Below are 12057 nucleotides of genomic sequence, written 5' to 3'. Positions count from 1 at the left end.
GAAAGAGGGAAGGATGCATACTCGCTCGCTCCTTCCCCCTTTATTCATGGTTTGATGCTAGACAGCCTTAGTTAGCTGTTAGCCAAGTATCCCTTCTCCACTGAACTGCGGATGAGTTCTTCTGCTAGCTTCCCCAGTTCCGGAGCCCCATCTCGGATTGCTTGAATCCGCGCCAACACTTGCTCACTCGTTACCTTATGCTCTTTCCACGACTTGCCTTCTGTCACATAGTTGTGAAGCAGCGGCTGCAAACGATCAAGTGCAACGGCAAATTGCGCTTCCGGTGTCTGACGCTGCTCATATTCCGTCCATAATTGTGTTAGCGCCAGTTTCTGATCCTCTGGCAAGATGCCAAACAACCGCTTGGCCGCCTTTGACTCGCGCTCGAACTTGCTTGCATTGCCTTCAGCGTCATATGCAAAGGTATCCCCTGCATCAATCTCGACCACATCATGAATAATTAACATTTTGAGCACACGGAGCAAATTCATATTGCGTTCACTTGTATATTCGTGCAGCAGCATTGCCATCGCTGTCAAATGCCATGTGTGCTCAGCATCATTCTCATGGCGGCTTCCATCAAGCAAATACGAACGACGAAACACCTTCTTTAATTTATCCAATTCCTTCACAAATTCAAGTTGCCTCATTAATCTTTCATTTATGCCCGCCATGAACGTCATTCCCCTTCGTCATCCTTACGCTATCCGTGCAGGATTCCCCTGCTGCAGATGCTTCTACATCTCATTATCTCACAGCCATTCGAAATTGCATAATGGCAAAAAACACGATAATCATTGACCTATCTCGTCATTTCTCAAATATTTCCTAGTTCTTAAGAGGTAGTGGAACTATAATAGAATTGATCCATAATACCTATGCGAATAGAAAGGGGTTACCACGATGAAACGTGTAAGATGGAGTAAGCTGATAGCCGTAAGTACTGCTTGTATCGTTGCGATGACGACATTCTCATCGATCTCAATCGCACACCCTGGCCGAACAGATAGCAACGGGGGTCATACGTGTAGAACGAATTGCGAAAAATGGGGACTGGAGTATGGGGAATACCACTATCACAATGGTGGATCTAAGTCTTCTTCTAAGAAGAGTTCGTCATCCAAATCATCCAACTCTTCCAAATCTTCATCATCTAGTAAATCAACAACAAAAAACAAAAACAACGCTAAACCTGGTAACACAACTAATAAACAGGCAAAAGAAAACAAACCTGTCGTCACGGAAGTAGCTGCTGCCATCACTCTTAACAAGGAAGCAACTAAACTGCCTATTCAGGCTGTACGCCATGACAGCCAGCTTATGCTTCCACTTATCGATACCTTAAAGGCACTACAAGCAAACTATTCGGTTAAAGACAACAAAATCTACATATCTTCATCGAAACGGCAAGTGATTGTCCCAATTAAGCATAACCATTACACCTTCTCCATTGACGGAACGATTAATAAACTTACGACTCCCATGATTGTATACAAAGGCAAGTTCATGGTTCCACTTCAGTTGCTTCGTGATGCATTGCCGGGCACTGTGGAATGGAATGAGTCAGCGAAAACAATAAATATCTCCCTTTAGAAAAAGTAACAGCCCCAAAGATGTCGCATCCGATGCAGCTGCATGGATTGTGACTATTCTTTGGGGCTGTATGTGTCTGAAATTAGAATCAAAATCCATCCTGAATTTCTAGTAATCCCTTCACCCTGCCGACTTCGGGATCTGTCTCGATGAAGCGCATATCTACGAATTTAATTTGGATAACACTCGTTCTACTATCTTATCCGCAAGTTGATCGAAGAGGGTGTCTTCCTCCCGCCGCCTTAACGATGGATTTCCACCGCTTGTAACGCCCATCCGGCTTCGTATGTCTACGAGTTCCGCGACCTGCTCACTTGACAATTCATTCGTGCGGCCAAGCAACCTGCTCGCATACATGTACATCAGTGCATAATGCTCTAGCGATTCCATTCGGAAATAGGCTTCTGTCATATCCCTCCCCCACGTTAATGCACCATGATTCGCTAGGAGCACAGCATGATATCCTTTGCAATATGGGGCAATCGAATCGGGAACCTCCTGCGTACCTGGTGTCGCATAGGGCGCAACGGCTACTCGTCCCAGATTAACAATTGCCTCGGGAGAAATAGCTTGATCCAGATCAATCCCCGCAATAGCAAATGCCGTTGCCACTGGAGGGTGCGCATGAACAACAGCACGTACCTCCGAGTTCTCCTGATATACTCGCAAATGCATCTTAATTTCAGAAGAAGGCTTGTATGTACCCGACAAAACATTACCCTGCATATCCATCTCCACCAGCATGTCAGGTGTCATATAGCCCTTGCTTACCCCTGTCGGTGTAGCCCAAATGGTACCCGCTTCGGTCTTCATCGTAATATTCCCATCATTTGCAGCCACATAATTCCGTGCATACATCCTTCTGCCGATGTCACAGATGAGTTCTTTCATTTCCGTATCTGAGTTAGCTTGCAGCTTATTCAATCCTTCACCCCCCCTGTGTCTCTGGCTTGTCTCCACATCAAACATAAAGAGGCTTATATCTAAAGTTTGAATCCTCGTATGCCACATATTTAATATTCGTACTTTATATCCGTTTTGTCAATGCATTGTGTTGTTTTGTGTGGATTGTTTATGTATGAAGTTGGCAAGCTATAGAGAGGAGATATGATATAATGGAGTTAAAATCAAACATAAGCGGAGAGAACGGACAATATGCTGCCTATTACGAGAAAAGCGAAAATTAAAGATATCATCCAAGAGGAGAAGAGCGTTACGGTCGCCAAGCTTACTTCACTATTTCAAGTCACGGAGGAGACCATTCGTCGAGATTTGAAACAACTAGAGGAGGAAGGCGTATTGACTCGAACTTATGGAGGTGCGTACATACCTGATGGTGTTCAAAATGATATCAATATCCAGCTCCGAGAACATATCCATGTTGATGGCAAGAAGCGAATTGCAGCGCAATGCGCTCAATTTATTTCAAACGGAGACTCCATTTTCTTAGATGCCTCTACCACCTCACTGTACATCGCACAACAAATTCAGGAGCAGCGTCTGACGGTCGTAACCAATTCAATTAAAATTATTAATGTATTGATGGACAGTCCACAAGTGCATCTCGTTGTCATTGGCGGCGGCATATCCTCCAGCTCCATGTCGGCTCTGGGTAGAAATGCGGAAGTGAATATGAAGAGTTATTTCTTCGATATGGCATTCATCTCCTGCCGATCAGTCAGCATCCAGCATGGACTGACAGACTCCAATGAACAACAAGCTGAGGTTCGGCGCATTGCCGCAGAACGGGCAAACAAGGTATATTTAGCTGCGGACTATACGAAATTCGACCGAACTTCTTTCGCAAGTATTTGTGATTTGGATCAAATCCACACCATTGTTACTGATCAGCGTTTGGATGAAACATGGCATGAGGTCACTAGCACGAAGGGGATCTCCTTATACGAATGCGAATAAATACTTGTACAATAAGAAAAACCCTGACAGACAAATCGCCTTGTTCGTTGTCGATTTGCATGCAGGGGATTTTTGTTTAGAAACGGATTCGTCTCATTATATAAACTCGATTACTTTAAGCAGTCGATCAACCCTTCTTAGACGCAGCTTCCTTGTGGAACATCTCTGGCAGAGAATCTGCAAACGGCGGATAAGCAATGCCATGCTGCGTGATGATTGCTGTGATGAGAGAATGATCGGTCACATCGAAGCTAGGATTGTATACCTTAACCCCTTCTGGCGCCATTGGCTGCTCATACCACTTGCTCGTTACTTCACTGTCAGGACGCAGCTCGATATGAATATCGTCGCCTGTCTGGCACTCCAAATCCACCGTAGATAATGGCGCGCATACATAGAACGGGACGCCATAATGCTTTGCCAGGATGGCCACACCAGAAGTGCCAATCTTGTTCGCTGCATCACCGTTCGCCGCCACTCGGTCGCAGCCGACCAATACAGCTTGTATCTTGCCTTCCTTCATAACGATAGATGCCATATTGTCACAGATCAACGTTACATCCACGCCTGCTTCCTTAAGCTCCCAGGCCGTTAAGCGAGCCCCTTGCAGCAATGGACGCGTCTCATCTGCGTATACCTTGAACTGATAGCCCTGCTCTTGGCCAAGATGGATAGGTGCAAGAGCTGTTCCATACTTCGCTGTTGCAATGGCCCCCGCATTGCAATGTGTCAAGATGCCCCAGTTCGGCTGCAATAGAGACAAGGCATAGCGTCCAATGCTCTCGCATACCTGTTCATCCTCTGCGCGAATCGCTTCTGCTTCCTCTTTCAACGCCGCCTTAATCTCAGCAACAGAGCGATCTTGCACCTGTTCCAGCCTTGCTTCCATACGATTCAGCGCCCAGAACAGATTCACTGCCGTTGGTCGCGACGAACCCAAATATTGCTTCGCATTGCCGAAGTCTGCGAAGAATTCCTCATACGTGTCCGCTGAGGATCCCTTCACACCCAAATATACCCCGAATGCCGCCGCAATGCCGATAGCAGGCGCACCACGCACCTTCAAATGATAGATAGCATCCCAAATATCTTCGAGCTTCTGTAGCTCGAGATATACGGTTTCATTCGGAAGACGTGTCTGATCTAGAATGACTAGCGTATTCTTCTCATCCTCTAACCGAACTGATGATATCATGCTGACTGTTTGACTGCTGTTCACTTGACTCATCCTTCCACCCTCCCATTCTATCGGCTGTACATCTCGCTGCTTGAACTGATGATACGGAAATAGTCACTGCCTCGCTTCATGTCAGAACGATCCATAATGAGCTGCTTGCCCATGATGAGACACATCCGCTCAGCACGTTCTCTTGCATCAGCATCAGCAATGGATGCAATCTCTCTCACATGCGCGATGCCGAGTGTGCGACGGCACAATTCAAGCCCCGCAACACCCGCTGCATCCTTCATAATCAGATCAAGATAATATCGATCGAATCCGGGATACGAAGCTGACTTATCTAGAACAGATGTTGACCATAAGGATAAGAATTTCGTTTGGAATTGGTCAACAACGTCTTGAATCGTTTCAATGATCCATTCCAAATGACGTTCCTTCAAGTCGCCCGCTTCCATTGTGCATTCTGCATTCACATAGGCAAAGATTAAGTTTGCAATAATATTGCCCACATCGTATCCTGCTGGCCCGTAGAAAGCGAATTCTGGATCAATCACTTTGGTCGAATCCTGCTTCACGAAGATTGATCCTGTATGTAAATCGCCGTGAATCAGAGATTGAGTATGCGTCATAAATTCAAACTTCATCTTCGCCGTTTCCAGCAGCAACGCTTCATCTTCCCACAAATGCTTAGCTGCGAATTCACGAATCGGCTCGTAGACATCGTTTCTCGCACAATTGTAGAAAGGCTCCGTATATACAAGATCTTCGGTAATCTCACACAAGTCAGGATTAATAAATGTTTTAACTCGTTCTTTCTTTTCCTTATGATTCATGACAACATCAGATGTCAACAGCAATGTGTTCGCCATAAATGTCGTAATATGCTCCACGAACAGAGGGAACTGCTCCCGGTTCAATAACGCGGTGCGCATAATGACATGATCGGACAAGTCCTCCATTACACAGCAGTTCATGATCGGATCATAGTTGTATACTTCCGGGACAAGTCCAGGTGCAAGCTCATTTTGGATTTTCAGAATCTCGCTTTCGATGCGATTGCGGTCAGGAGATACTTTGAATTCATCCGAAATCCGCGCTACAGGGCCTGCTTGCTTAATGATAATAGAACGCTTCGACTGCTCATCGACGAGCCGGAACACGTAATTTAAGTTGCCGTCCCCAATCTCCTTGCAGGTCAAGCTCGCATCCTCGGAGAATACATCCAACTTCGTTAACGCATAGTCGATTACATCTGCTTCTTGCATTGTAAAGTACGTTGTATACTTCATTCCTTTCCCCTCCTGTAAGCCTTATTTTTTCTTGTAATACGTTAATGCCAGTGCAAATGCGAGCACCGTCCCCTTCACGATGTCCATCGCATAGTATGGAACCGACATCATGACAAGACCATTTTGCAAGATCCCAATCAGGATTGCTCCAATGAATGTACCGAATGCATTCGGTTTCCCAGCACCTGCTACAGAGAAGCCGATGAAGGCTGCCGCTACTGCATCCATCAAATACGGCGCACCAGCATTCACCTCTGCAGTCATAACACGCGAAGCGAGTATAATGCCGCCAATCGCTGCGAACCCCGCTGATAGAATATAAGCAAGCACTCGGTACTTATTGACAGCGATTCCTGACAGTTTCGCCGCCTCGATATTGCCCCCAATTACATACATATATCTGCCATGCTTCGTGTAGTTCAAGAATATGTGCACAACAGTGACTACAATGAGCATTATGACAATAATCCAAGGAACTTGCCCGATCTTAGCAAATAAAGCACTTATCTTCCCCGTTGCGAACGAGCCATCCGGCATAACCATATTTTGCGAGACAGTCGCCCCTCTTGTATAGGTAAGCGCCAAGCCTTGTATAATGAACATCGTTGCCAGCGTCATAAGCATGTCCGGTATTTTCACCTTCACAATCATGAACGAGTTCACTACACCTGCAATCAGACATACCAGGATCGCAGCAATGATCGAGATGAATGTATTTTGCGAATGCCATACAAACATAGAAATAACAATCGCATTTGCAAGCGAAGCGACGGAACCAACGGACAGGTCAAAACCGCCTACCGCAAGCGAGATCGTAATCCCGATAGAAATAATGGTTACGATCGAGATCGAACGCAAAATATTAATAATATTGGACGGCAGCAAAAAGCTGCTTGACAGCGTTCCGAACACAGCGATCAATAGCAAGATTGTAATGATGGTTCCGTATTTATATAAAAAATCGAAAAAGTCAAACGACTTGGGTGTCTGTCCTTGAGCTTGACTACGCCGAATTATGCTCATACCTATTTACCTCCTGTTGAATAGAACAATAATTCCTCTTCATTCGTATCGTTCGTGTGCAGTTCCTTCACAATCTGTCCGTCGTACAGCACATACACACGATCCGTAATGCCTACGATTTCCGACAATTCACAGGAGGCGTAGATTACACTCTTCCCTTGCTCCGCCAGCCTCGTAATTAGCTCGAAGATGTCCTTCTTCGCCCCGACGTCCACACCCTTGGTTGGCTCGTCAAATATGTATACTTCCGCATCAGCCAGCAGCCACTTTCCAATCGCAACCTTCTGCTGATTGCCGCCCGATAAATTCTGCACTTTCGTATGTTCGCTAGGCGTCTTAATGCCGAGTTCCTCAATAAGCCTTCTTGCCTCTTCTCTTTCTTTGCGAAATTGAAGGAACGGCCCCCACTTGCAGTACCTCGATAGATTCGCTGCCGAGATGTTATGCACGACAGATTCAAATATCAATATCCCTTCCTTGCGCCGCTCTTCGGGAACAAGCGCAATTCCTGCCTTCACGGCATCATGTGAATTGCGAATGGTTATCGGTAGTTCATCGAGCTTATGCTGTCCCGACTGGATCTCGGAAGCCCCGAACAGAGCTTTGCATAATTCCGTCTTGCCCGCTCCAACCAATCCTGCGACGCCGACAATTTCCCCTTTGCGCACATGCATATGAATATCTGCAATCTTATGAAAGTCAGATAGATTGCTAACTTCAAAATGCATGCCTCCAATGGAAGATGCGCGCCCTGGGAACTGCTCGCCAAGCTTCTTGCCCAGCATGTATTCAATCGTCTCAACAGGGGTGGTATCCGCAATCCTCATCTTCGTCACGAGTTCCCCGTCGCGCATGATCGTGATATCATCGCAGATCTCGAACAGTTCCGGCAAGCGGTGAGAAATAAAGATAACCCCTACATTGTTCGCCTTCAGATCGCGTACAATGCGGAACAGTTCAGTCGTCTCTGCATGACTTAGCGGCGCTGTTGGCTCGTCCAAGATAAGAAAGCGGCATTTCGTAGAGATTGCTCTCGCGATTAACACCATCTGCTTCTCCGCCAGTGTTAATTCACTGACGAGTTTCTTGGTTGGTACCTGAACATTCATTCGCTTCAATATGTGCCCAGCGGAATCATGAAGTCTCCTCCATCTGATCCATTGCTTCGGCCCCATATCATGAACCATATCTTCCAACATGATATTCTCGCCTACTGTCAAGTAAGGAATCAGCGCAGTATCAACTTCCTGATAGACAATCTGGATCCCTAGGTTTTTCGCCTGACGCGGCGAACGGATCGTCACCGCTTCACCATTAATCCAGATTTCCCCGGTATAGTGACTATACGCACCGGACAATGCCTTCATTAAAGTAGACTTCCCTGCCCCATTAGCGCCAATCAGCGCATGCGCATTCCCCGTCTCTGTTGTAAAATGAACGTTCTTAAGCGCTTGTACACCGGGAAACTCTATCGAGATATCCTTCATTTCCAGGAGTATCTTGCTCGTCTTCCCCATCTCCCTGACCCCCTGTTCACGATGAGCAGGCAAGCGCTTCGCGCGCCTAACCAGTTGTCTGATCCGGCGCTTGCCTGTTCGCTGTCACTGTGCGAGACTAGCTTCGACCTGTTATTGCGCCTTGTTAGCCTTCTTAAGCGCCTTCATCCAGTCTTCTTCGAAGTCCGTGCTTACACCCCAGCCCGGAATAATCTTGTTCAGGCTCTCCATGTTGACAGCATCACCTATGGAGTTCAATTGAACTTGAGTAATCAAAGTCGGCTTCAAATCATATTTCGGAGGTGTATCTTCACCAGCAATCTTCTTCGCCAGCAAGCGCAAATTGACTGCCCCAATTACCTTCGGATCTACTGCCGCCGTGGAAGCCCAAGGACTGTTGTTCTCTTGCATGAGCTGCAGATCAGCATTGGATACATCGATACCGTAGATTTTAACCTCTTCACGACCCGCTTCCTTCAACGCCCGTGCTGCTCCAATTGCGAACGCGTCCCATGTTGCGAAGATCGCATCGATTTCCCCTTTGCCGTGCTTCGTCAGCATCGCTGCAACAGCATTCTGTGTCTGAACAGATGTGTCTGTTGCAGCCACACCGAAACGCTCCACTTCCTTAATACCAGGATTATCTTTCAAAAATTGCTGATAGATTCCGTTACGAGCTACCATTGGCGGAAATCCATCTACCCAGAGGTATACAATATTCCCTTTGCCGTTCAGCTGCTTATTCAAACTGTCTAGCGCTAGACTTGCCAATTGGCCATCATCCTGTGATGTCATGGTTACCCCATTCACCGAAGACACTTCTGGAACAGAGTCAAATGTAACGACCGGGATTCCTTTTTCCGTCAGCTTCTTCACATCTTCAACCGTTGCCGCATCATCACCGTGCGAGATGATAACGCCGTCATATTTTTTATCCATCGCTTGAGCGATCGCATCATGAAATTTGGCAGAATCGTTATTCGCGGAGAAGGTATCTACTACGAAGCCCAGCGATTCACCCTCTTGTTTGGCTCCAGCTAGATACTGTGCGGTATGGTCATCACCGCCGATTTTGCGAATAACCATAATTTTTATGTCTTTGTCTTTAATCGATTGTGGAAGGTCAGCAATTGCCCCCTTGTCTACGGCGGCCTTGCCTGAGGATGACTTGCCGCTTGTTGAACAGCCTGTTGCAACAAGAACGACAGCCATTAATGATAGGATCAGTACTTTGAACATGTTTCTTTTCATAGAACACACTCCTCGATATCATATGAAAATGATGAATGCCCTGCACTAAAATTGGTTTGATTTTCCTGTAATTGACTTCATACTAACACCTACATTGTGGAATCGCAACGAATAATATTGTTTATTATTGATTCTTGTTGTTTTTTGTCTGTTTCGCTGCGGTGATATCCCCCCTCTTGCCTAATTACTCTTCTTACCTGTGTTCATCGTTATGCAGGCATCCCTCCTTGGCAAAATATAAGCCAATTCCAATATGCGAATGGCAAGTGATAAGAATAGGAAGAGATGAAGAGATAACTCTCCTACCTAATTAAGAAGTAAGCTCCTAACTCAAGGGACATCATTCTCTCTCAAAACTGTGAAATTCAAGGATTGCATGGAATAATGTCAGGAATGCAGCAGGATGAAATAATAGGAAAGATACCGTTCGGGGGTTCGTTTCTATGGTGAGTTTCCTTAAGGAGTCCCGATTGCGGAGATCGAAATCTGCTATTTTTTGTCATGTGGTAGCCTATATTATACTATAATTATATGCTTACTAGTGTTATTTTTTTCAAAGATTCGACATCGGTTTTCACTTCAGCTGCTGTCACATAGATATTGGTTTTTATTGCCAATATCCTCCATTCTATGAACATGTTTACCATCGTTTTTTGTCAATTGAAGACAAAAAAAAGGATGACTGCATCATACAGTCATCCTTCATCCATTTCATCGATATGAATTGGAGCTATTTATAAATTCACATGGCGTAAATCCCAGCGCCTCATGCTCCATTCGCATTGCTTCCTGTCCACACATTGACTCCCGCCTCGTCATATTGATCCTGAACTTCCTTCAGGAAATCATGCACAGCAGACTCGTACTTCTGACGATCGGTTGGGTATGCATTCGCATGCACAGCATCGTCGATAATAACCAGCTTCGTTAAGCCCTCTGTCTTCTCTTGATAGATCTGTTCGCTCATCCGCGTTGGCACGAATGTGTCTGCCTTGCCGTGTATCAGCAGTAGAGGGATGTCCTTGTTCGCAACCTCTAGAATCGGCTTCACCTGCTTCATCGAGAACTGCGCTATCCGATTCAAGCTCCGTTCCAACAGCGCAATAAATGGAAAATGCGGAACATGGTTCAGTTCCTTCATTTGATATTTCATTAATTCTTCCATGTCCGAATAGGGGCAATCCGCAATGATGAATTTGGCATGCTTATTAATGCCTGCATACATCAGTACTGTGCCTCCACCCATCGATTGCCCATGAAGACCGATGAAGGCATCATGACCAACTCGTTCACGTACCCATGCAACCCAGCGATCGAGGTCTTGACGCTCATAGTAGCCATACGTTGCATACGTCCCTTCGCTTCGCCCATGGCTCCGCTGATCCACAAGGAGCACATTATAGCCTTCCTCGGTAAATAGATTGATAAACTGCGAGCCAATAATATGATTTGCCGTATAGCCGTGGACGATAATCATGACTTTCTTGCGCTCTGGATAGGGCTCGATATAGTACCCGCGCAGCGTCAGACCGTCCTCCGAAGTGATGAATACATCTTCCTTGGCCATTTCAGCGAATTCCTGCCTGCTCATCAAGCCGAACCCTTCAACCGCGTCAAACGCTTTGTCCAGCGTGCTTCTCTCCCACATTGTTACCTGACGGAAAGCATACCGGCTCACTGCAATCGTTGAAATCACAATAATCAGGATAAGAATGAACGCAGCCGCTCCAATCCACCACATGTACAATCATCCTTTGCAAAGTTCCTATTCTGTCTGTCTCTCTATATGATAGCTGCTCCAACATCATTTCGCCAGTTCCATGCCCACTGTATCGTCTAGCTGCGCGTATGATACCATCCTTCTCTCAACGAACGTGATACCGCTCGAACTCATAAAACCTCGTCCCTTGAAATGTCAACTTTCCGCGATCTCCTGCGGCCAGCAATCCGTAGTCCGATTTCTTCACATGGAACTCCATCCGATCCCCGCTCTCCACTTCGAACGTCGCGTAATAATGGGTTGAATAATGGCTGTGATGATCCGCGTGATGACTATTGGACACTTCTGTTCGCTTATCCGTCACTATCGCTTCCACAGTTAGAACTGGCTGTTGATTGTTGTAGTTCCATTGCATAATACCCTTAATAATCACAAAGATGAAGACAGCTATAAACAGAACAATGAAAATTGGGAAGATCGTAGACATCAGATTGAACATTGATGCTGGCTCATTGAATCCTCCTACGCCCATGCAGTACCCTGCTCCTTTATTTGTTGACTCTGAGTATAACCCCGGCTGATAAGGCT

The 12057-nt window shown here is 46.0% G+C and carries 11 protein-coding genes; 2 read left to right on the top strand and 9 right to left on the bottom strand.

Translation table 11 applies throughout. The features are described from left to right. Positions 1-71 precede the first annotated feature (71 nt). Complete coding sequence (locus PBN151_RS04045; RefSeq protein ID WP_072727820.1) at positions 72-674, bottom strand: HD domain-containing protein; 603 nt, start codon at positions 672-674, stop codon at positions 72-74. Positions 675-960: 286 nt separating this feature from the next. Here PBN151_RS04045 and PBN151_RS04040 point away from each other — a divergent pair, with 286 nt between their 5' ends. Continuing rightward, positions 961-1593, top strand: coding sequence for a copper amine oxidase N-terminal domain-containing protein (locus PBN151_RS04040; protein WP_227774476.1), 633 nt, complete (start codon positions 961-963; stop codon positions 1591-1593). Positions 1594-1755: 162 nt separating this feature from the next. Here the strand turns inward: PBN151_RS04040 and PBN151_RS04035 are convergent, their stop codons facing one another. Then, positions 1756-2484, bottom strand: coding sequence for a class II aldolase/adducin family protein (locus PBN151_RS04035; RefSeq protein ID WP_072728476.1), 729 nt, complete (start codon positions 2482-2484; stop codon positions 1756-1758). A gap of 264 nt (positions 2485-2748) precedes the next feature. On the opposite strand from PBN151_RS04035, the gene PBN151_RS04030 reads away from it, so the two are divergent. Continuing rightward, positions 2749-3510, top strand: coding sequence for a DeoR/GlpR family DNA-binding transcription regulator (locus PBN151_RS04030; protein WP_072727818.1), 762 nt, complete (start codon positions 2749-2751; stop codon positions 3508-3510). Between the two features lie 127 nt (positions 3511-3637). Here the strand turns inward: PBN151_RS04030 and mtnA are convergent, their stop codons facing one another. The 7 genes from mtnA to PBN151_RS03995 all read right to left on the bottom strand — a co-directional run bounded on the left by mtnA (position 3638) and on the right by PBN151_RS03995 (position 12001). Next, positions 3638-4738 (bottom strand): S-methyl-5-thioribose-1-phosphate isomerase, encoded by a 1101-nt coding sequence (mtnA, locus tag PBN151_RS04025; protein WP_072727817.1) that lies wholly within the window; start codon positions 4736-4738, stop codon positions 3638-3640. 17 nt (positions 4739-4755) lie between these two features. Then, complete coding sequence (gene mtnK / locus PBN151_RS04020) at positions 4756-5979, bottom strand: S-methyl-5-thioribose kinase (protein WP_072727816.1); 1224 nt, start codon at positions 5977-5979, stop codon at positions 4756-4758. Positions 5980-6000: 21 nt separating this feature from the next. Beyond that, entirely contained in the window at positions 6001-7002 is a 1002-nt protein-coding gene (locus PBN151_RS04015; RefSeq protein WP_072727815.1) for an ABC transporter permease, read from the bottom strand. 2 nt (positions 7003-7004) lie between these two features. After that, positions 7005-8519, bottom strand: a complete 1515-nt coding sequence (locus tag PBN151_RS04010; RefSeq protein WP_072727814.1) for a sugar ABC transporter ATP-binding protein — start codon at positions 8517-8519, stop codon at positions 7005-7007. Between the two features lie 111 nt (positions 8520-8630). Next, positions 8631-9749 (bottom strand): sugar ABC transporter substrate-binding protein, encoded by a 1119-nt coding sequence (locus tag PBN151_RS04005; protein ID WP_021253132.1) that lies wholly within the window; start codon positions 9747-9749, stop codon positions 8631-8633. A gap of 766 nt (positions 9750-10515) precedes the next feature. After that, a complete protein-coding gene (locus tag PBN151_RS04000) occupies positions 10516-11490 on the bottom strand; it encodes an alpha/beta hydrolase (RefSeq protein WP_072727813.1) in 975 nt (324 codons plus the stop codon). 124 nt (positions 11491-11614) lie between these two features. Further along, positions 11615-12001: a DUF2500 domain-containing protein gene (locus tag PBN151_RS03995; protein WP_072727812.1), complete on the bottom strand. Its 387-nt coding sequence runs from the start codon at positions 11999-12001 to the stop codon at positions 11615-11617. Between the last annotated feature and the right edge of the window lie 56 nt (positions 12002-12057).

Source organism: Paenibacillus sp. NAIST15-1, from assembly GCF_001894745.1.
In the GTDB taxonomy this organism is placed as follows: Bacteria; Bacillota; Bacilli; order Paenibacillales; family Paenibacillaceae; genus Paenibacillus_B; species Paenibacillus_B suaedae.
This window is presented reverse-complemented; position numbering and strand designations above follow the sequence as displayed.